The sequence below is a fragment of the Streptomyces sp. NBC_00078 genome (assembly GCF_026343335.1).
GTDB lineage: Bacteria > Actinomycetota > Actinomycetes > Streptomycetales > Streptomycetaceae > Streptomyces.
The window spans coordinates 7,309,615-7,330,113 of record NZ_JAPELX010000001.1 but is presented as its reverse complement, the minus strand read 5'-3'; the positions used below and the strand labels follow the sequence as shown (position 1 = coordinate 7,330,113).

Annotated in this window: 16 protein-coding genes; 6 read left to right on the top strand and 10 right to left on the bottom strand. The window is 71.7% G+C overall.

Translation table 11 applies throughout. The features are described 5' to 3' along the window. Nucleotides 1-10 precede the first annotated feature (10 nt). Entirely contained in the window at nucleotides 11-226 is a 216-nt protein-coding gene (locus OOK07_RS34140) for a hypothetical protein (RefSeq protein ID WP_266800319.1), read from the top strand. A gap of 102 nt (nucleotides 227-328) precedes the next feature. Here the strand turns inward: OOK07_RS34140 and OOK07_RS34135 are convergent, their stop codons facing one another. Genes OOK07_RS34135 through OOK07_RS34125 form a run of 3 tightly spaced genes read right to left on the bottom strand, consistent with a single transcriptional unit; the run spans nucleotide 329 to nucleotide 3,377 of the window. After that, nucleotides 329-1,612 (bottom strand): ABC transporter substrate-binding protein, encoded by a 1,284-nt coding sequence (locus tag OOK07_RS34135; RefSeq protein ID WP_266800318.1) that lies wholly within the window; start codon nucleotides 1,610-1,612, stop codon nucleotides 329-331. Then, nucleotides 1,612-2,445 carry a carbohydrate ABC transporter permease gene (locus OOK07_RS34130; protein ID WP_266685668.1) on the bottom strand — a complete coding sequence of 278 codons (834 nt, stop codon included), beginning with the start codon at nucleotides 2,443-2,445 and terminating at the stop codon, nucleotides 1,612-1,614. Before OOK07_RS34130 ends, OOK07_RS34135 begins: the two co-directional genes overlap by 1 nt. Then, nucleotides 2,442-3,377: a carbohydrate ABC transporter permease gene (locus OOK07_RS34125; RefSeq protein WP_266800317.1), complete on the bottom strand. Its 936-nt coding sequence runs from the start codon at nucleotides 3,375-3,377 to the stop codon at nucleotides 2,442-2,444. The genes OOK07_RS34130 and OOK07_RS34125 overlap by 4 nt, the downstream gene beginning before the upstream one ends. Before the next feature lie 210 nt (nucleotides 3,378-3,587). On the opposite strand from OOK07_RS34125, the gene OOK07_RS34120 reads away from it, so the two are divergent. Then, complete coding sequence (locus tag OOK07_RS34120; RefSeq protein WP_266800316.1) at nucleotides 3,588-4,451, top strand: phosphotransferase enzyme family protein; 864 nt, start codon at nucleotides 3,588-3,590, stop codon at nucleotides 4,449-4,451. 138 nt (nucleotides 4,452-4,589) lie between these two features. Here OOK07_RS34120 and OOK07_RS34115 read toward each other — a convergent pair whose 3' ends face one another. From OOK07_RS34115 to OOK07_RS34100, 4 genes are all read right to left on the bottom strand, one after another. Next, nucleotides 4,590-5,312, bottom strand: a complete 723-nt coding sequence (locus OOK07_RS34115; protein WP_266685665.1) for a 3'-5' exonuclease — start codon at nucleotides 5,310-5,312, stop codon at nucleotides 4,590-4,592. 102 nt (nucleotides 5,313-5,414) lie between these two features. After that, nucleotides 5,415-6,683 carry a DUF5919 domain-containing protein gene (locus OOK07_RS34110; protein WP_266800314.1) on the bottom strand — a complete coding sequence of 423 codons (1,269 nt, stop codon included), beginning with the start codon at nucleotides 6,681-6,683 and terminating at the stop codon, nucleotides 5,415-5,417. 74 nt (nucleotides 6,684-6,757) lie between these two features. Then, a complete protein-coding gene (locus tag OOK07_RS34105) occupies nucleotides 6,758-8,077 on the bottom strand; it encodes a copper amine oxidase (protein WP_266800312.1) in 1,320 nt (439 codons plus the stop codon). Between the two features lie 55 nt (nucleotides 8,078-8,132). Continuing rightward, on the bottom strand, nucleotides 8,133-8,948 hold the full coding sequence (locus OOK07_RS34100) for a Tat pathway signal sequence domain protein (protein WP_266800310.1): 816 nt from the start codon (nucleotides 8,946-8,948) through the stop codon (nucleotides 8,133-8,135). Between the two features lie 179 nt (nucleotides 8,949-9,127). Between OOK07_RS34100 and glgX the strand changes: the two genes are divergently transcribed. From glgX to OOK07_RS34085, 3 genes are all read left to right on the top strand, one after another. Beyond that, nucleotides 9,128-11,257, top strand: coding sequence for a glycogen debranching protein GlgX (glgX, locus tag OOK07_RS34095; protein WP_266685660.1), 2,130 nt, complete (start codon nucleotides 9,128-9,130; stop codon nucleotides 11,255-11,257). Between the two features lie 978 nt (nucleotides 11,258-12,235). Then, on the top strand, nucleotides 12,236-14,590 hold the full coding sequence (gene treY / locus OOK07_RS34090) for a malto-oligosyltrehalose synthase (RefSeq protein ID WP_266685657.1): 2,355 nt from the start codon (nucleotides 12,236-12,238) through the stop codon (nucleotides 14,588-14,590). A gap of 219 nt (nucleotides 14,591-14,809) precedes the next feature. After that, entirely contained in the window at nucleotides 14,810-16,060 is a 1,251-nt protein-coding gene (locus OOK07_RS34085; RefSeq protein WP_266800308.1) for a M14 family zinc carboxypeptidase, read from the top strand. A 25-nt stretch (nucleotides 16,061-16,085) separates the two neighbouring features. Here OOK07_RS34085 and OOK07_RS34080 read toward each other — a convergent pair whose 3' ends face one another. From OOK07_RS34080 to OOK07_RS34070, 3 genes are all read right to left on the bottom strand, one after another. After that, the gene (locus OOK07_RS34080; RefSeq protein WP_266800306.1) at nucleotides 16,086-16,502 is read right to left on the bottom strand and encodes an SSI family serine proteinase inhibitor; all 417 of its coding nucleotides are present in this window, start codon (nucleotides 16,500-16,502) and stop codon (nucleotides 16,086-16,088) included. Then, a complete protein-coding gene (locus OOK07_RS34075; RefSeq protein WP_266800304.1) occupies nucleotides 16,499-17,863 on the bottom strand; it encodes a M14 family zinc carboxypeptidase in 1,365 nt (454 codons plus the stop codon). The genes OOK07_RS34080 and OOK07_RS34075 overlap by 4 nt, the downstream gene beginning before the upstream one ends. A gap of 161 nt (nucleotides 17,864-18,024) precedes the next feature. Continuing rightward, nucleotides 18,025-18,576, bottom strand: coding sequence for an FHA domain-containing protein (locus OOK07_RS34070; RefSeq protein ID WP_266800302.1), 552 nt, complete (start codon nucleotides 18,574-18,576; stop codon nucleotides 18,025-18,027). A gap of 172 nt (nucleotides 18,577-18,748) precedes the next feature. On the opposite strand from OOK07_RS34070, the gene treZ reads away from it, so the two are divergent. Then, entirely contained in the window at nucleotides 18,749-20,494 is a 1,746-nt protein-coding gene (treZ, locus tag OOK07_RS34065) for a malto-oligosyltrehalose trehalohydrolase (RefSeq protein WP_266800301.1), read from the top strand. Nucleotides 20,495-20,499: the final 5 nt, after the last annotated feature.

Genomic DNA, 20,499 nt, shown 5'->3' with positions numbered 1-20,499 from the left:
GGAGCCAGACGTGCGGCGAGCCTCCGACACGCGAGAAGCCGAACTCGACGAGGTGCAGCCGGCTTTCGTCGGCGCCGCCCGTCGGCAGCGGGGTGCGGCGCTGTTGGACGCGTACGATCCCGGCACCGACGCGGGGCAGGGGCCGCCACCGCGTGCGGTCGACCGGCCCGGCCCGCCGGCCGCCGCTCACGGCGGTGACGGCGGTGACGGCTGCGGACGGCGGTGACGGCGGTGACGGCGGTGACGGCTGCGGACGGCTGCGGACGGTGAGCGGGGCCGGGATCTTCCGGTGTGGCGGCCTGGGCGGCGGTGAGGCGGAGTGGGCGGTTCACCGCTGGTACCGCGCCAGCACCAGGTTGCCGTCCTTCACGAGGCGTCCGCGCAGTTCGCCGAGGCCGATGGCCCCGCTGTAGTACTCCTGGAAGGCAGGGGTCGCCACCTTGTCCTTCCACTCGGGGTAGCCGCGCACGGACTGCGCGGGTGCCGAGCGGAGGTGGCCGGCGAGGGCGGTACCGGTGGCCCAGCCGTCCTCGGCCGTGTGCAGGGCCGGGTCCTTGAGGGCCTGGGTGCCGGTCGGCAGCATCCAGTCGCCCAGCGCGAGGCGCACCATGTTCTTCGGCCGCAGCAGGAAGTCGACGAACTCGGCGGCCTCCTTCTTGTGCGGGCTGTCCTCGGCGATGGACAGGGTCTGCGGGCTGACGCCCTGGGTGAGCCCGTCGGCGCCCGCCGGGGCGGGCAGCACCTGCCAGTCGAAGCCCTTGGGTGCCTGCTGCACGATCTGCTGGCGGTAGGAGAAGCCGAGCGGGACCATCGCATACCTGCCGCCGAAGAAGCCGGGCAGGGTGTCCGAGCCGCCGCTGCCCAAGGTGGTGGGCGAGGCGCTGTGATCGGTGTCCGCCTGGTCGTGGATCGTGCGGGGCACCACCTGGTCGGCCGCGCCGAAGCGGATCGTCACCTTGCCGTCGGCGTCCCGGTGGAACAGCTCGCCGCCTGCCGACAGCGAGAGGTTGAGCGTGGCGGACACGGGCTCCTTCAGCGGCCAGGCCACGCCGTACTTCCCCCTGCCGCTGAGCCGGCGGGTGACGCTCCTGAACTCCGCCCAGCTCCAAGGGCGTTCGGGGGTGGGGATCCGCACGCCGGACTCCTTCAGCCATTTCCCGTTGGCGACGATCACCCGCGGCTCCTGCAGGAAGGGCACGCCGTAGACGCCGCCCCCGAAGGTCGCGGTCTGCCAACTCCGTTGCGGAATGTCGGCCTTGAGGCGGGCGGACAGCACTCCTCGCAGGTCGGCGAGGTAATCGCCGTAGGCGAAGTCCGCGAGGTCGTCGGAGGCGTCGTGGATGATGTCGGGTGCCTCACCGCCCTCGAAGGAGGTGAGGAGCTGGTCGTGGACGCTGTCCCAACTCCCCTGGACATACTCGACCCTGACGTCCGGATGGCTCGCGTTCCACTCCTTCACCAGCTCCTTGTTGGCCTCGACCGACTGCTGCTGCCAGGCCAGTGACTGGAAGCGGAGGGTGATACGGCCGCCCGCGGTGTCGCTGCCGCCGCTCGTGCATCCCGCCAACAGGACCAGCACGAGGGCGAGGAGGCCGGTCATCCTGCCGCGCATCAGTTCTTCACCGCCCCGGTGAGCATGCCGCCGGTGATCCGCCGCTGGATGAGGGCGAACACGACGAGAGAGGGCAGCGTCGCGAGGAACGCGGCCGCCGCGAGCGGGCCGAGGTCGGCGACGCCCTCCGCGCCGATGAAGTGGGTGAGCACTACCGGAAGTGTCTGTTTCCCGGGGGTCTTCAGCAGCACGAGCGCGAAGAAGAACTCGTTCCACGCGGTGACGAAGGCGAACAGTCCCGTCGCCGCGATCCCCGGCGCGAGCAGCGGCGCCACCACCGACACCAGTGTCCGCAGCCGCCCGGCCCCGTCGACGGCTGCCGCCTCCTCGACTTCGGTGGGCACGGCGCGGACGTATCCGGCCAGCATCCACAGCGCGAAGGGCAGCGCCCACACGACGTACACCAGCGTCAGCCCCGCCAGCGAGTTGATCAGCCGCAGGTTCTTCAGCACCAGGAACAGCGGGATGATCACCAGGACCAGCGGGAATGCCTGGCTGACCATCACCCAGCCGGTGGCGGCCCGGGTGAGCGCGGAGCGCCTGCGGGCCATGACATAGGCGAGCGGGGTCGCGATCGCCACCGCGACGACCGCCGCCCCGACCGCGGCGAGCAGGGAGTTGAGCGCGGCGTGCAGCAGGGGCTGCTCGTCGAAGGCCTGCCGGAAGTTGTCGAGGGTGGGGTGGCGGGGGATCCAGGTGGGGTGCAGACCGCCCAGTTCCCGGGGCGACTTGAAGGCGGTGGAGAGCAGCCAGAGGAGGGGGAAGGCCAGGAAGACGAGATACGCGAGGAGGGCCGCGTACTGGCCGGCCCTGATGCCGGTCCGGGCCCTCATGCCTCGTCACCTCCCCTGAGCCGGCCCACGAGGAAGAGGGCGAGCAGCACCGAGATCACCGCGACCATCACACATCCCATCGCCGCCGCGTACCCGAACTGCCCGTAGCGGAAGGCCTCTTCGTAGGCGAACAGCATGGGCAGGCGGGTGCGGCCGCCGGGGCCACCGCTGGTCAGTACATAGACCAGGGCGAAGGAGTTGAAGTTCCAGATGAGGTTGAGCGCGGTGATGGCGAGGGCGACCGGCCTGAGGGCGGGCCAGGTGACCGTGCGGAAGCGGCGCCAGGCACCCGCCCCGTCGACGGCGGCCGCCTCGTGGAGTTCGCGCGGGGTGTTCTGCAGTCCGGCGAGCAGCGCGACCGTGGTCTGCGGCATGCCCGCCCAGACGCCGACGACGATCACCGCGGGCAGGGCGGTCCCGAGACCGCTGAGCCAGTCGCGGCCGTCGCCGAGGCCGAGGTCGTGCAGGGTTTCGTTGAGAACGCCCGCGTCCGGGTTGTAGACCAGCCGCCACATGATGCCCACGACGACCTCGGGCATCGCCCACGGGACGATCGCGAGGGCGCGGGCCAGCCATCTCAGCCGCAGGTCCTCGTTGAGCAGCAGCGCGAGACCCAGTGCCAGCAGGAACTGCGGGACGGTCACACCGACCGCCCACACCAGCCCGATCCGGAACGACTCCCAGAACAGCGTGTCGTGCAGCAGGTCCTGGAAGTTGAGGCCGCCGATCCACTGCGTGGGCCGGGTCCGGCCGGACTGGGAGTCGGTGAAGGCCAGCAGGATGCCGTAGAGCAGGGGGCCGACGCTCAGTACGAGGATGGGGATCAGGGCGGGCAGGACGAGGAACCAGGCGCCGTGCCCGTCGGCGCGCCGATGTCGTTCGCTGCTCGGGACGCGTCGCACCGACCGCCCCCGCGCGGTCACCAGTGTCACGGACTCAGCCCCTTTGCGCTGCTCGGATGGGCCCCGTCATGGTCGTGAAGGCGCTGTACGCCGTCAAGGCACCGCACACAGGGCCGGACCTGTGCGGATGCGAGACTGACCGACGGATGGCGAGATTCCGACGCCGTCCGCGACGGGCGTAGGACGACACGGCAGCCGTACGACGACACGGCAGGCGTACGACGAAACGGGAGGCCCACGATGGACGAGGCCACGGCGCGGGACGCGCTGGCCGCGGCGGGAGTGCTGCCGGGCCCGGCACGCGACGCGCGGCTCCTCGCCCTGGGCGAGAACGCGGTGTTCGCCGCCGGTGACCTGGTGGTCAAGGTGGGCCGCGACGCCGAACTCCTCGGCAGGGCACGCCGGGAACTGGACATCGCGCTGTGGCTTGCCGAGGCGGGCGTGCCGGCGGTGCGGGCGGCCGCGCCGGAGCCGCTGCTGGTCGAGGGGCACCCGGTGACCGTGTGGCAACGGCTGCCCGATGCCGTACGGGCCGCGGAACCGCGGGATTTGGCCGAACTGCTGCGGGTGGTCCACGCTCTGCCCTCACCCTCCTTCGATGTGCCGCCCCGTGAGCTTCTGGGCGGTGTGGAACGCTGGCTGCGCCTCGCGGGCGACGCGATCGACCCCGCGGACGCGGCGTATCTGCGGGACCGGCGGGACGGCTTCGCGTCGGCCGCCGCCGCGCTCACCCCGCATCTTCCGCCCGGCCCCATCCACGGGGACGCACTGCCCCGCAATGTGCACGTCGGCCCGGACGGTCCGGTCCTGGTCGATCTGGAGACCTTCTCCGCCGACCTGCGTGAGCACGACCTGGTCGTCATGGCCCTCTCCCGCGACCGCTACGGCCTGCCGGCCGACGCCTACGACTCCTTCACCGAGTCCTACGGCTGGGACGTGCGCGAGTGGGAGGGCTGCTCGGTGCTGCGCGGCGCCCGCGAGACGGCCAGCTGCGCCTGGGTCTCCCAGCACGCACCGACGAACCCCAAGGCCCTGGTCGAGTTCGAACGCCGGGTGGCGTCACTGCGGGACGGGGACGAGTCCGTGCGCTGGTATCCGTTCTGAGCACCCATGGGCAGCCCATGGGTCAGGCACGTGGTGCTGTCGGGCAACTGTGGGCCTGTGTGACGGGTCGCGCCCGCTCGGCGGAGCCGCATAGCGATGCAGCCCCGCGCCCCTTGGGGGCGCTCCCGAACCGGTGGTTCAGACCGTCTCGTCCGCCGGCTCCCGCAGGGGCCAGGTGCCGTCGACGACCGCCGTCGCGTCCCCCTTGCCGCGCAGGAAGCTCTGGAAGTCCGCCGCCCACTCGGCATACCACGCGATCTGGCGGCGGTGCAGTTCCGCCGGACCGAGGGCTGCGATCTTGGGGTGGCGGGCGGCTATCGCGCCGGCCAGACAGGCCGCGGCGAGGGCATCGGCCGAGGCGTCGTGCGCGGCGTCGAGCGGTACGCCGTACTCCGTGCAGACCGCTTCGAGGTTGCGCTTGCCGCGGCGGTAGCGGTCGACCCGGCGGTCGATGGTGTACGGGTCGATGACCGGGGCGGGGTCGATGCCGCCCAGCCGGTCGCGCAGGGACGGGAGGCCGTGCCTGCGCAGCTCGGCGGAGAGCAGGCTCAGGTCGAAGGCGGCGTTGTAGGCGACCACTGGGACGCCTGTCTTCCAGTACCCGGCCAGGACGTCCGCGATGGCGTCCGCCACCTGGTCGGCGGGGCGGCCGTCCGCCGCCGCCCGCTCGTTACTGATCCCGTGGACCGCGACCGCGTCGGCCGGGATCTCCACTCCCGGATCCGCCAGCCACTCCCGGCGCCCTATGGGCTGCCCGCCCCTGACCTCGATCACGGCCCCCGTGACGATGCGCGCCTCGCGCGGATCGGTCCCGGTCGTCTCCAGGTCGAAGCCGATCAGCAGCTCCTGGTGCCAGCCCATGTGCGGCCCCCCTTCTTGGTGGTGCTTTCCCCCAGTGGTCTCCACCTTCCCATGTGCCACTGACAATCCGAGGACCGCATTCCGCTTGCGGCCACGGGCGGTTCAGGACACGGGCCGCGAATCCACCCAAGTCGTTTCGAACTCCTCGCGATAGGTCGGGAAGAGCCCGCTGTCATCCACGTCGCCCGATTTGACCACCCGGTTGCCGTTGCGCAGCACCAGCACCGGCGCCTCCATGCCGCGCGAACGCCGCAGATACGACTGCACGACGGCGATGCCGTCCGAGCCGTCGCCGTCGACGAGGTAGGCCGTGCAGCGCGGGGTCTCGTCGTAGACCTGGATCTCGAAGGCGCCCGGGTCGCGCAGCCGGGACCGCACCCGGCGCATGTGCAGGATGTTCATCTCGACGGCGCGGCTCAACTCCCCGCGCTTCATGCCGAGTTCCCGCTCTCGCCGCTTGACGGCGCTGGAGGCCGGGTTGAGGAACAGGAGCCGGACGCGGCAGCCGGCCTCGGCGAGACGCAGCAGCCGTCGCCCGGAGAAGTTCTGCACGAGCAGGTTGAGGCCGATACCGACGGCGTCGAGGCGGCGGGCGCCGCCGAACATGTCCTCGGCCGGGAACTGGCGCAGCAGCCGCACCCGGTCGGGGTGCACGGCGACCACGTCCGCGTACCGGTCGCCGACCAGGTCCTCCACCGCGTCCACGGGCAGCCGGCGGGCGGACGGCACGTCTCCGGCCGCGCCGAGGATGTCCAGCAGCTTCGCCGATGCCCGCTCGGCCTGGTTCAGGACCGCCTCGGACAGGGCGCGGTTGCGGGAGACGACGTTGCGGGTGACCTCCAGCTCGTCCAGGGCGAGTTCGACGTCGCGGCGGTCGTCGATGTACGGCTCGAAGCACGGCCAGTGCTGCACCATCAGCTCGCGCAGCTGCGGCAGGGTGAGGAAGCTGAGGACGTTGTCGTCGGCCGGGTCGAGCAAGTAGCCCTTGCGGCGGCTGACTTCACGTACCGCAACCGCGCGCTGCACCCATTCCTGGCCGGCCGGCCCGGCCGCGGCGACCACCCAGTCGTCGCCGTGGACGGGTTCGTAGATGGGCCGCAGAACGGCGGCCACGACCGCGCGCAGCCGCTGTTCGACGAGGTTCAGCCAGATGTAGGCCCGGCCGGCTCGCTGAGCGCGCGTACGCACCTCGCGCCAGGCGTCGGTGTCCCAGTCCAGCTCCGGCCCGATGGAACTCGTCGCCATGGGCCTGGCCAGGGACACCGTGCCGGGCGGGACGTCTGCGGAGTCCCCCTCGTGACCCTCGTCACCAGGGGGCAACTCCAGCCCTCCCGACCCCACCCGCGCACCGCCTTCCGCTCCCCCGAGCACTACCCCGTGTCAACGATCAAGGAAGGGTACTCCGGGAGCGGTCGACGGTGCAGCCGGATGGACAGTGTCGTTTCTCAACTACGCGGCTCCCAGTGGCCGTTCTGGGACGCGAGGGCGCCGGGAGTGAGCGGATTCATAGCCGTGACGTCCCTCGGGGCGATGGAGAAGCCCTGCCAGTGGATCGGCATGGGCTGCTGGTCCTCGTCCCGCGCTATGTGGTGGAAGCCCACGTTCATCCAGACGATCGGGTGGGTGAGGGTCTGCCCGTTCACCCACTTGTCGACGGACTTGCCCGAGGCGGCGGGGCAGTTGCCGGTGTTGTTGCTGGCGAACTGCTCGCACTTGTTGTACTCGGTGAAGTACAGGTCGTGCTTGGTGAAGCTGCGGCCCGGGTACTTGGTGGTGGTGCCGGGGACTATCTCGTACGAGCGGGCGTGCCCGTCCTTGTTCTTGCCGGTCGCGCTGACCATCCGCCACCAGCGGTAGGTCTTGTAGTCGCCGGCGAGTTCCTTGGTGACCTTGGTGCGGCTGGTCTTGGCGCTCGGGGCCTCCTGGCCGCGGGCGGGCGGGGTGACCTTCGAGTCGTACTGCTCGACCTTCGTCTTGGAGGAGCCGTCGAGGCCGAAGTCCAGCCGCCAGAAGACGTTGTGGGTGTGGCTGGTGGCGGAGGCGGTGGCGCCCTTGCCGATGGGCCAGCCGCGGCCGTCGCCCGCGTCGTAGTCCTCGTAGGAGAGGCTGCCGGTGGCACCGACGTTCATGTTGATCGTGCCGTCGTCCTGGAAGCGCCACTCGGTCATGTACTCGTACCAGCCGACCTGGTTGACCGTGTAGATGAGAAGGTCCTTGCCCTGGGCCTGGTAGACCTGGTTGGCGCTGTTTCCCTGCATGCGGTAGGCGTGGCCGCGGGCGCGGGTGGTGGTGCACAGGCCCTTGACGTTGGCCTGCGACGGGTCCCAGGCGTCGGGCACCTTGACGGTCTTGATGGTGCCGCCGGGGCACTCGCCCGGTGCCAGGTTCATCAGGCCCTGGGCGAAGCCGAAGCCGGTGAGGTCGTCGTACTCGACGCTGCCGTCGTCGTAGGGCACGTCGATCTGGGCGAGCCGGGCGCTGTTGAGCACCTTGATCGGCGTGGTCTCGCCCTTGGGCTGGTAGGACACGTTGTCGAGGACGAGTCCGGCCTTGCTGTCGTAGCGCCAGCACATCCGCCAGGTCGTGCCGGTGGAGAGCTTCTGCTCGATCCTGTAGGCGGCGCTGCAGTCGGCGGCGGGCGCTGCGGCGGCCTTCGGCTGGGCGGCTGCCGGTCCGGCACCGGTGACCGCACCGGCGGCCAGCGCGGCCACGGAGAGGCCGATGGCGGTCCGGATGCGGGCACGGCTCATTCTTATGACGCGCATGAAGAAGTGACTCCCTTACAGGAGGAGCAAGTGGGAAAAGTGAACGGAGGCGGGCTCAGCGTCGGGCGAGCTTGGCGACCTTGCCTGCACTGAGGTCGACGATCAGCGACCTGGCGTCGATCCACGGCCCTTTGACGACCTTCGGAAACAGCCGCACGCACCGGTGCTCACCGCACTTGTCCAGTACCGCGGGCTGGGCGCCCGGCGTGGCCCGGTACACGGCGCCGTTGAGCAGCAGCTGGTCCGGCGAGGTGAGTTCCTTGCCGGTGGCGTCCTTGTAGTCCGCCTTGAGGCCGGCGCCGAGCGGGTCGGCGATCAGGAGCCTGGCGGCCTCGGCGTTCTCGGCGCGGCTCAGCGGCGGCTGGACGCCATGCTGCGTGCCGGTCTCCTCGACGTTTCCGGTGTCCAGGTTGACCGTCTTGGTGACGAGGGTGTCGTTCTTGTAGTCGTAGAACGTCACGTCGGCGCGACGGGGCGCGTTCGGGTCGTCCGCCTCGTCGTTCTCCGGGTCGGCGATGTCGACCGTGAGGCGCTGCGGTCCGCGCTCGCCCTCGACGTTCTCGGCGGAGTTCAGCAGCTGCCGGCCGGCGGCGATCTGCTCGGCCCGCTTGGTCTCGTCGTCGGTGAGCGGGTCGTTGCCCTTGCCCTTGACGCCCTCGGCGGGCGCCTGCTCGACCACACCTGCCGGGACGGCGCCGTCCTGCCCCTGTCCCGCTTGCTGCGCCGCCCGGGTGCCGGCGCTGCCGCCCCCCGACTCGTCGGCCCCCGCCGTCCCCGGCAGGGTGATGCCGACCATCACGGCGGTCCCGGCCAACGCGATGGCCGCTCCGGCCACCACCTTGCCCAGATGGCGGTGCACTATCTTGCGCACATTTTCCCCCAGCTCCCCTTCATCCCGGGAGTACGTGTCTGCCCCACTGGATTCGGCATACCGCGTATGCCTGGTCGATCGGTAAGAGGGACGTAAGTCATAGGTGGTTCCATCACTTTCGGGGACACTCGACGCGAAGGCGCCGCCGACGGCGCGCCCCAGCTGAAAGAGTCGTGTCCATGCAGGTCTGGCCTGGCGAGGCGTATCCGCTCGGTGCCACGTACGACGGCGCCGGCACCAATTTCGCGGTCTTCTCGGAGACCGCGGACCGAGTAGAGCTGTGTCTGCTGCACGACGACGGCTCGGAGACGGCGGTGGAACTGCGCGAGAGCGACGCTTTCGTGCGGCACGCGTACGTGCCCGGCATCATGCCGGGACAGCGTTACGGCTTCCGCGTGCACGGCCCGTACGCCCCCGAGCGCGGCATGCGCTGCAACTCGGCGAAGCTGCTGCTCGACCCGTACGCGCGCGCGATCAGCGGTTCCATCCGCTGGGGCGAGGAGGTGTACGGCTACCACTTCGACGCGCCCGACGAGCGCAACGACCTGGACTCGGCGCCGCACACGATGACGTCGGTCGTGGTCAACCCCTACTTCGACTGGGGCGACGACCGGCGGCCCCGGCGCGGCTACCACGAGACGGTGATCTACGAGGCCCATGTGAAGGGTCTCACCATGCAGCACCCGGGGCTGCCTGAGGAGCTGCGCGGCACCTACGCGGCGCTCGCGCACCCGGTGATCATCGAGCATCTGGTGGAGCTGGGCGTGACCACGCTGGAGCTGATGCCGGTCCACCAGTTCGTGAACGACCACCGGCTGGTCGACATGGGCCTGAACAACTACTGGGGCTACAACACGATCGGTTTCTTCGCCCCGCACAACGCGTACGCCTCCTGGGGCGACCGCGGCCAGCAGGTCCTGGAGTTCAAGTCGGCGATCAAGGCGCTGCACGAGGCCGGTATCGAGGTCATCCTGGACGTGGTCTACAACCACACGGCCGAGGGCAACCACCTGGGCCCGACGCTCTCCTTCAAGGGCATCGACAACCCGCAGTACTACCGGCTCACCGACGACCCGCGCTACTACATGGACACCACGGGCACCGGGAACTCCCTGCTGATGCGGTCCCCGCACGTCCTGCAGCTGATCATGGACTCGCTGCGGTACTGGGTCACCGAGATGCACGTCGACGGCTTCCGCTTCGACCTGGCGGCCACGCTGGCCAGGCAGTTCCACGAGGTGGACCGGCTGTCGTCGTTCTTCGACCTGGTGCAGCAGGACCCGGTGGTGTCCCAGGTGAAGCTGATCGCCGAGCCGTGGGACGTCGGCGAGGGCGGCTACCAGGTGGGCAACTTCCCGCCGCTTTGGACCGAGTGGAACGGCAAGTACCGGGACACCGTGCGGGACATGTGGCGGGGTGAGCAGCGCGCGCTCGCCGAGTTCGCGTCCCGGCTGACGGGCTCGTCGGACCTCTACCAGGACGACGGCCGCCGCCCGCTGGCCTCGATCAACTTCGTGACCTGCCACGACGGTTTCACCCTGCACGACCTGGTCGCCTACAACAACAAGCGCAACCGCGCCAACGGCGAGGACAACCGGGACGGCGAGAGCCACAACCGGTCCTGGAACTGCGGAGCGGAGGGCGAGACCGACGACCCCGAGGTGCTGCGGCTGCGGGCACGCCAGATGCGGAACTTCGTCGCCACGCTGATGCTGTCCCAGGGCGTGCCGATGATCAGCCACGGCGACGAGTTCGCCCGCACGCAGAACGGCAACAACAACGCCTACTGCCAGGACAACGAGCTGGCCTGGGTGAAGTGGCCGGCCCCCGACGCGGAGAATGACACGGCCGTCAGCGAGCTGCTGGACTTCACGCGCGCGATGGTGTGGCTGCGCAAGGACCATCCGGTCTTCCGCAGGCGCCGCTTCTTCCACGGGCGCCCGGTGGAGGGCACCCACGACGAGCTGTCGGACATCGCCTGGTTCACCCCGGAGGGCAAGGAGATGACCCAGCGTGACTGGGACACGGCACCGGCATCGGCGCTGACGGTGTTCCTGAACGGGAACGCGATCTCCGAGCCGGGCACGCGCGGCGAGCGGATCGGCGACGACTCGTTCCTGCTGATGTTCAACGCCTCGCCGAAGACGCTGGAGTTCGTGGTGCCGGTCAACCACGGCCGCCAGTGGCAGGTCGTCGTCGACACCGCCCGCACGGACGGGGCACAACCGGACACGGGCCCGAAGGTACGCGCCGGGGACCGGCTGACCCTGGTGGACCGCAGCCTGACGGTGCTGCAGCGGCCGGTCTAGACCCACCCGGGGCCGCTCCACGCCGGTGCGATCGGCCGAAACGGCCCTCCACGCGCGCGTGGAGGGCCTTTCGGCAGGCCCGAGGTACGAGGCCGGGCGCGCCGTCACCGGCCATCACACAGGCGGGGACGGCGGCCAGCCTCGCCGCCACGAACGCGGCCGCGGGGCCGCAGGACTCGGCCAGGGAGCCGGTGACGGCGACCGCGCGGGCCTGGCCGTCGGCGTGGGTATTCCGGGCCGGGTGGCCGGGCCGGGTCGCGCCCGTCGTCGGGTGCGAGGCGGAGCCCGTGCCGCAGATGGCCGCCAGGAGGGCGGCGGCGGCCAGGGCGTACGCGGGATGCGCGAGTACGGCGGCCGGGCCGGCCGGCGCCCGTCCCAGGACGAAGAGCTCTCGTCGAGGGTGCTCTCGAAGGAGAGGGCCGTGCCGACCTGGGGCTCGGAGGCTGCGTGGCTCCGTAGCTGGTGACTCCATGGCTCCGTAGCTGCATGGCCACGGGCGGCGCCCCCGGACGGGCGCGGCTCGGGGGGCCGATCAGCTGTACGGTCGCACCCGCCGACGCCCCCAGGAGCGCGAGCAGCGCGGTGGGCAGTCCGGCGGGCGCGCCGGCCACATGGCGCGGTGACCGTGATGCCGTCGCGGGGGAAAGAGGAGCACGACCGCCCGCCGGTCTCGCCGGTCGCCGAGCCGGCCCACCGGCGGGCCTCAGCTCACCTGTCCGGGCGTGAGCCCCCGCCTGTGAGGCCCGCGGACGTCGGCCAGACGCTCGTGCGGGCGACGAGCGGTACGCTCCCGAGCTGGATCGTGGGCATCGGCAGCCGCCCCCGAAAGGACACCGGCGGCAGCAGCCGCCCGGTCGGTGCGATGACGTCCTTGTACGTGCGCCCCGTGATCCCCGTCACTCGATGCCGGGCACGCGCGCGTGCACTCGTCGAGGGGACGATGACACGAAGTGCGGCAGGACGGGTACGTAGGCTTGCATGACACCTGAGCGAGTCGACCCCGTGGTGCCCACCGCCACCTACCGGCTGCAGCTGCAGCCCGCGTTCCCGTTCGCGGCCGCTGCGGCCGCCGTGCCGTACCTGGCGTCGCTCGGCGTCTCACATCTGCATCTGTCGCCGGTGCTGGAGGCCGTGCCCGGCTCGCTGCACGGCTACGACGTCGTGGACCACGCGCGCGTACGCGAGGAACTGGGCGGCGAGGAGGAGCTGCGCGCGCTGGCCCACACCGCGCGGGAGCACGGTCTGGGCCTGGTGGTGGACATCGTGCCCAACCACATGGCGATGGCCCCGCGCCACAACCACGCCCTGTGGGAGGTGCTGCGGGAGGGCCCCAAGTCGCCGTACGCGCGCTGGTTCGACGTCGACTGGGAGGCGCAGGGCGGCCAGGTGCTGCTGCCGGTGCTCGGGGGGCCGCTCGGCTCGGTGATGGCCGACCTGCGCGTCGACGGTGACGTGCTGCGCTACCACGACCATGTGTTCCCGTTGCGCGAGGGCACCAGGGGGCTGCCGCTGCCGCAGCTCCTGGACGCGCAGTGGTACCGCCCGGTGTGGTGGCGGCTGGCCCGCACCGAGCTCAACTACCGGCGTTTCTTCAGCATCTCGGAGCTGATCGGGGTGCGCGTCGAGGACCCGGAGGTGTTCGAGGCGACACACGCGAAGGTGCTTCGGCTGCTGCACGAGGGCGTAATCGACGGGCTGCGCGTCGACCATCCCGACGGGCTCGCCGACCCGGACGCGTACCTGAGGCGGCTGCACGAGGCGACGGGCGGCCGCTGGACGGTCGTGGAGAAGATTCTTTCGGACGGCGAGCCCCTGCCGGCCTCGTGGCCTGTCGCGGGCACCACTGGCTACGACGCGCTGCGGCACATCGACGGGCTTTTCACCGACCCGGCGGGATTCGGTGAACTCCTCGGACAGTACCGGCGGTTCGCGGCCCCGCAGACGGACCGGGGCGGCGACTGGGCGGCGACGGTACGGCGGGCGGCGTACAAGGTGCTCACGCACGAGCTGGCCACCGAGGTCGAACGGCTGACCCGGGTGACGAGCAGACTGTGCGCCGCCGCACCGGACCCCGCGCTGCGCGACCGCGCTCCCTGGGCGCTGCGCACGGCGCTGCAGGAGCTGCTGGTCCGCCTGGACGTCTACCGGCCCTACGCCTCCGCGGACGCCGCCTCCGTGGTCACAGAGGAGGCCGCGGCCGAGGCCCGGCTCGCCTTCGTCGTGCCGGAGGAGGCGGGTGCGGTGGACGTGGTGCGCGACCTGGTGCTGGGGCGGGCCGGTGACGGGCCCGGCCTGCTGGAGTTCCGGGCCCGGTTCGCGCAGACCGCGTCGGCGCTGCGCGCCAAGTCCGTCGAGGACACGGCGTTCTACCGCCATGTGCCGCTGCTGTCGGCGACCGAGGTGGGCGGCAACCCGGGGAGCCCGGCGGTGTCCCCGGACGACTTTCACGCCTACTGCGCGCGCGTGCAGCGCGACTGGCCGGCGACCGGGACCGCGGTGTCGACGCACGACACCAAGCGCAGCGCCGACGTACGGGCGGCGCTGGCCGTGCTCACCGAGTGCCCGCAGCGCTGGGCGGACGTACTGGCGGAGGTGACGCGCGCGGGCGAGGGCGTGCCGGACGCACAGCTGGCGTGGGCGGCCTGGCAGACGGTGTTCGGGCTCGGTGCGGCAACCGAGGAGCGCGTGCAGCAGGCCCTGTTGAAACATGTCCGCGAGGCGGGTCTGTTCACGAGCTGGACGGAGCAGGAGCCCGCCTACGAGGAGGCGGTGGCGGCGTTCGTCGCGGCGGGTCCCTGCGGGGCGCCGGGCGAGCACGTGGCCGCCCTGAGGAGTGAGCTGGAGGCGCACATCCGGGCGAACCTGCTGGGTACCGCCCTGGTCCACCTGACGATGCCGGGCGTGCCCGACGTCTACCAGGGCACCGAGGGCGAGTACCTGGCGCTGGTGGACCCGGACAACCGGCGGACGGTGCGGTTCCCGCCCGAGGACCCCGGCGACAAGAACGCGGTGACAGCGGCGGCGCTCCGGCTTCGCGCGCGGCGGCCCGCCGCCTTCGGGGACGCGGCGACGTACGCGCCGCTGACCGCCGAGGGCCCGGCGGCCGCCCACTGTGCGGCGTTCGTACGGTCCGCAGAGGTCGTCACTGCGGTGACACGGCTGTCGCTGCGGCTGGCGGAGGCGGGCGGCTGGCGGGACACGCGCCTTCCGCTGCCGCCCGGGCGCTGGTCCGATGTGCTGTCTCCGGAGCGGGAGTTCACGGGGCACACGCGCATGGAGGACCTTTTCGAACGGCTGCCGGTGGTGCTGCTGGAACGGGTCGCTTCAGCGTAGCCCCGCCCTTGAGGCGGCATGGAGGGCTGTCCGGCGGTCACCGGGCGTGCGCCGCATCAGCGGTGAGTGCCGGTGTCCGCGCCCGGGCCGGCAGCAATGCCCATGGCTGCTGCCGCTAAATGCATCCCGGCGCCCCCTGGCGCCTCCCCATGGCGTCCTTGACACTTCACAGAGAGCGTGGGGTACTGCGGATGGCCGAGCCGGGCGGACCTGACGGGGGTGAGTCTCCTGCCGCAGCTGTGCTACCCCACCGTGCCCCAACTCGTTTCGTTCGCAAGGTTGTTGGCCGCCCAGAGACCTGGCCTGTGCACGCTGCGGCAGGTCGGCGTCTCCAGGGCGGGCCGGCCCCTGCACCTGCTGTCGGTGGGCCGTGCCCGGCGTGCCGTGCTGGTCGTCGCGGGCGCCCACGCCAACGAGCCGGTCGGCGGCTCGACGCTCCTCGCGCTCGCCGAACGAGTGCTGTCCGAGCGTGAGTTGCGTGCGGGCACGTCCTGGCACTTCCTGCTCTGCGCCGACCCTGACGGGGCGAGCCTGCACGTCACCCCGGCGCCGCGCAGTCTCTTCGACTACCACCTGGGGTTCTTCCGGCCCGCGGCCGAGGAGCAGCCGGAGTGGTCGCCGTCCGTGCTGCCGCCGCACCGGCTGCCGCCCGAGACGCGCGCGCTGACCCGGGTCATCGACGAACTGCGCCCCTACCTCCAGGTGACCCTGCACGCCACGGATCTGGGCGGCAGCTGGGTCCAGTTGACGAAGGACGTACCCGGTCTCGCCGAGCCGTTCGCCAAGTCCGCAGCGCAGCTGCACATCCCGGTGGAGACGGGCGCCTCGGACGCCGCCGGCTGGGCCGCGTCCGGGCCCGGAGTGCATGTGATGCCCTCCCCCGGCGCGGGTGCCGCGTACCCGAGCATGCCCGACGACGCCCGCCGCAGCACCTGGTACGCCACCCACCGCCACGGCGGTCTGACGGCGGTGGTCGAGGTGCCGATGTGGGCCAGCGACCTGGTGGCCGACCCTGCTCCGCATCCCGAGCCGGCGGCGGCGATCGGACGGCTGGCCCGCCGGCTGCTGCGGGACGCGCTGGAGGTGGAGCGGGTGCTCGACGAGGCGCTGCCTCGTCTGGAGGGCGTCGAGGGGCCGCTGCTGCGGGCCGCCAAGTGGGCGCTGGAAGTGGTTCCGGGCCTGGCCGCGGACTGGATCCACACGCCTCCCGCCGACGACACGATGGCGTACGTCGGCAGTGTGGACGCGTTCGGCCGCCGCCTGCCGCTGCGGGCGGCGGCCATGCTGCTACGGGTCCTGCGGGAGAGCGGCGACCGTGCGGCACCGGGTCTGGAGCAGCTCGTGGCGACCTGGAGCGACTCCTTCGCCGAGCGTTTCCGCGCGCGCTGGGTGCCTCTGGAGCACCAGGTCGAGCACCAGTCCCGTACGGTCGTCACGGCGGCTCGGTGTGCGCGCGACCGGGCGGCGTGACGGCGTGGGCTCGTGATCCCCGGGATCAGCCGTCCAGTGCGAAGACCGATCCCGTGCGCGCGCCCATGAAGCACGTGCTGGAGTAGGTCTGGGTGTAGTCGACCCGCCGGCCGCTCCACTGCCCGCTCGCGTGGACGGTCACCGGTGCGTAGATCATCGGGCAGAAGCGGTCCTTCGCCGGGATCCGGGAGATGTCGCCGTCGGCCGCCGCCAGTTCACTGCACGCCTCGGCCGCTCGGGTGTGGCCCTCGGGCGGGTCGCACATCAGCAGGGTGCCGTGGCCGGGGCCGGAGCGGGCGTCGCCCTTGGTGACCGTGAGGTAGAGCCAGTCGCCCGGCGGGAAGTGCCGGGCCATCGCCTGGGCGGGGGCCGCGCCGGCGACAAGGAGGGCGGCCGCCAGCAGACCGCCTCGTACCGCTTTCGCTGTGGTGCTGATCGTCATTCCTGATGCATCGGCACGGCGGCCTGGGAACCCCAGTCCGGCTCACCCGAACGGGAGAACGCGGGGGCGTGGCGCCCGGCGAGTTCGAACGCGGCGAGCACCACGCGCGACTGGTACTCCACCTGGCGCGCGACCGGTATCCACCGCGCTCCGATGCCGTCGCGGTAGTCGGCGCACCACTCCTCGATGAGGCGGTCCAGGTCCGGCAGTACGCCCGCCGGGTCGCGGCCGGCGCCGGTCACGAGCTGGTGCAGCAGCCCCGCGGTCCGCAGCGCGAGCCGCCGCCCGGCGATACGCAGGGCGGCCAGATGGGCGGTGCTGAGCGGCGGGAGCGAGCGCGCCCCGTCGGCGACATCGGGGTCCCACGCGTCGGCGAGGCCGGGGCAGACCAGTAAGTAGTCGTCCACGGGAGCGAGCAGTGCGGCCGCGTCCCGCGTACCCGCGAGGTGGGGCCTGAGCCGCGCGAGGAACACCTCCAGGAGCCGGGAGTCCTGGCGCAGCGTGTGGCTGACCGTACGCAGCACCGCGGTGGCGTCGGTAGGCGGGGAGCCGTCCTCCACGGCCGCCACACCCCACATGGGTGCCTCGACGACCGCCGTCACCGTGCCGTGCCGGTGCGGGTGGAACCAGGTCGACTCGACGGCGGCCTCGGTGATGGCCGCTGCCAGATCGCCGATGCGGGGCGGCGGGATGCGGTAGACGGCGGGGCCCAGGCTCGGCCAGTACAGGGTGTCGTACGGGCCGAGTTCGCGTGGGATGCCCAGACGGTCGGCGGTGTGGGCGACGCGTCCCGCGAGGCCCGGCAGGTCGCGGGTGAGTTCGACGAAGCCGCCGCCGACGTCGACGCCGTGCAGGGAGCACTGCAGGAAGGGCCGCAGTTCGTCCTGGAGGTCGAGCAGGGTGCGGGTCTCCGGCAGCGCGGCGCCCGCCGCGCCGTCGGGCAGCCATTCGGGCTGTTCCAGGAAGCCGGGCCGGAAGAAGTTCCGGAAGTAGCGGCCGAGGGTGTACGGGCCCTGCAGCCAGCCCTCGTTGCGGCGCAGGCCGTCGGGGTCGAGGGAGAGCAGCAGGTTCCAGGTGGCGTCGGCGCCCTCGGTGAACCTCGGGTCGGCGAGGGCTCGTTCGGCGAGGCGCAGCACGGTGGCGCCGCCGACGGGTTCGTTGGCGTGCGGCCCGGCGACGACGAGAGCCTGCCGGCTGCCGTGACCGACGGAAAGCAGCCACATCGGGGTGCCCGCGCGGGAGGTGCCGGCACGGCGTAGACGAGCGTCCGCGGGACGGCGGGCGACGAGCGCTGCCGCCCGCGCGCCGAGTTCGTCGACGGTCGGGTAGCGGAGGAGTGTCGGCAGGACGCACCTCCACAATGTGGCGCCGTCGCTTCACCTGATGTACATGGCGTACGCACAGTCAGTCACGACTTGAGGGGTACGTCAACACCATGGAGGGGAAACCGATTTGGGCCATCACAGCACGTCAACGCCGTGTCATGCTCAGGCCATAGCTAAGGGGTGACTGAGTCGGCCCCTCAGTCGACGGCGAGCCGGAACGACATCCGTCCGAAGCCGACCTGATCGCCCTCGCGCACGACGGCGGCGCCGATGACCCGCCGCCCGTTCACCGTGGTGCCGTTGGTCGAGCCGAGGTCGCGCAGCACCCATGTGCCGCCCTGGCGGCTGAGTTCGGCGTGCACGCGGGACACGGTTTCATGCGTGAGACGCAGTCCGTTGGCCGGATCTCGTCCGATGCGCAGCGGATGGCCGCCGGCGGGGTGCGGCAGCAGCAGCTTGGGCAGACGCTCGGCCTGCCAGGCCCTGCGCAGCCGTACCGTGAAGCCGGAGACCGCCTCCACGGTGCCGAACACCAGGCGCGAGAAGCGGCTCTCCTGGGGGAGGTCGGCGGTGAGGACCACGAGTTCGTCCGAGCGGCGGGCGGCGAGGGCCAGCTCCATGCGGCGGATGAACGTGTCGTGCGACAGCCTTCCCATGGCGACGCCGTCACGCAGCACCTGCAGCGCCTTGTCGCGCTCCGCGTCGGAGAGCCGCGCGGGGTACGTGTTGAACTCGAAGGACGACGTCACGTTCGTGATTGTCGGTCAGCCGACTGCGGGTGTCCAGAAAACGAGAAAACGCCCGCCACGCGCGCGTACCTGACGACACCAGCCGCAAAAGGGAGGATTCGAAAGCGGATTGATCCCGTTTGAAGCACCATGGTCGGGCTACATCACGGTGAGCAGACGAAGGGGACCGTCCGTGCAGTTCGAGGTGTGGGCACCGCAGGCCGGCCGTGTGACGCTCCAGTGCGACGGCGCCACGCGCGCGTTGGAGCGCCATCCGGAACGGAAGGGCTGGTGGCGAGGAGAGGCCGAGGCGCGGGACGGCTCGCGGTACGGGTTCGCCGTGGACGACGGCCCCGTGCTGCCCGACCCGCGTTCGCGCAGACAGCCGGACGGACCGGACGGGCTGAGCGCCGTCGTCGACCACGGGCGGTACGCGTGGCACACCGAGTGGGCCGGACGCCCGCTGCCCGGCGCGGTCCTCTACGAACTCCACGTGGGCACCTACACCCCGGAAGGCACCCTGGACGCGGCCGCGGAGCGGCTGGGGCACCTGGTTGAACTGGGCGTCACGCACGTCGAGTTGATGCCGCTGTGCCCCTTCCCCGGACGGCACGGCTGGGGCTACGAGGGGGTCTCGCTGTGGGCGGTGCACGAGCCCTACGGCGGCCCCGAGGCGCTGAAACGGTTCGTCGACCGGGCGCACGAACTGGGCCTGGGCGTGGTCCTGGACGTCGTACACAACCACCTCGGTCCCTCGGGCAACTACCTGCCGGCGTTCGGCCCGTATTTCACGGACACGCACCACACGCCCTGGGGGTCCGCGGTCAATCTCGACGCTCCCGGTTCGGACGAGGTCCGGGCCTATCTGGTGGGCAGCACGCTGGCCTGGCTGCGTGACTACCGGTTCGACGGGCTGCGCCTGGACGCGGTGCACGCGCTGGCGGACACGCGCGCGTGCCACTTCCTGGAGGAGCTGTCCACGGCCGTGGACACCCTCGCCACCGAGCTGGGCCGGCCGCTGTTCCTGATCGCCGAGTCCGACCTGAACGACCCGCGGCTGATCACCGCCCGCGCGGAGGGCGGCCTCGGTCTGCACGCACAGTGGAACGACGACTTCCACCACGCCCTGCACACCGCGCTGACCGGCGAGTCCCAGGGCTACTACGGCGACTTCGCACGCGCTCCTTTCGCCGCGCTCGCCAAGACGCTCAGCGGCGGCTACTTCCACGACGACACGTACTCCAGCTTCCGCGGCCGCCACCACGGGCGCCCCCTGGACCGTACGCGTGTGGCCGGGCACCGGCTCCTCGGGTACAGCCAGACGCACGACCAGGTGGGCAATCGCGCGCAGGGAGACCGGCTTGCGGCGATCCTCTCCCCCGGCCTGCTCGCCTGCGCGGCCACGCTCACCCTCACCGCGCCCTTCACCCCGATGCTGTTCATGGGCGAGGAGTGGGCGGCCGGCACCCCCTGGCAGTTCTTCACCGACCACACCGATCCGGAACTCGCCGAGGCCGTACGGCGGGGCAGGCGGCGGGAGTTCGCGGAGCACGGCTGGGCGGAGGAGGACGTACCGGATCCGCAGGACCCTGCGACCCGCGACCGCTCCTGCCTGGACTGGACGGAGCCCGGCAACGAGCCCCACGCGCGCGTGCTGGCCTGGTACCGCAGGCTCATCGCGCTCCGGCACGAGCAGGCAGACCTGACCGATCCCGACCTCGCCGACACCAAGGTGGCGTACGACGAGCGGGATCGCTGGCTCGCCTTTCGCCGCGGGGACGTCCGGGTGGTGGTGAACCTCGCCAAGGCACCGGCGGCCGTCCCGCTGGGCACCCGTCCCGCGCGCGTGCTGGCCGCCTGGGAGCAGGTGGGCGCGCCGGACGCGGACGGCGTGCTGCACCTGCCCGGGGAGTCGTGCGTGGTGCTGCTGCAGGCCTGAACGGA

Coding starts and splice junctions, on each gene's coding strand:
- OOK07_RS34080 (WP_266800306.1), bottom strand. CDS start 16,502: ATGACGATCAGCACCACAGCGAAAGCGGTACGAGGCGGTCTGCTGGCG.
- OOK07_RS34120 (WP_266800316.1), top strand. CDS start 3,588: ATGGACGAGGCCACGGCGCGGGACGCGCTGGCCGCGGCGGGAGTGCTG.
- OOK07_RS34135 (WP_266800318.1), bottom strand. CDS start 1,612: ATGCGCGGCAGGATGACCGGCCTCCTCGCCCTCGTGCTGGTCCTGTTG.
- OOK07_RS34105 (WP_266800312.1), bottom strand. CDS start 8,077: ATGCGCGTCATAAGAATGAGCCGTGCCCGCATCCGGACCGCCATCGGC.
- OOK07_RS34115 (WP_266685665.1), bottom strand. CDS start 5,312: ATGGGCTGGCACCAGGAGCTGCTGATCGGCTTCGACCTGGAGACGACC.
- OOK07_RS34130 (WP_266685668.1), bottom strand. CDS start 2,445: ATGAGGGCCCGGACCGGCATCAGGGCCGGCCAGTACGCGGCCCTCCTC.
- glgX (WP_266685660.1), top strand. CDS start 9,128: ATGCAGGTCTGGCCTGGCGAGGCGTATCCGCTCGGTGCCACGTACGAC.
- treY (WP_266685657.1), top strand. CDS start 12,236: ATGACACCTGAGCGAGTCGACCCCGTGGTGCCCACCGCCACCTACCGG.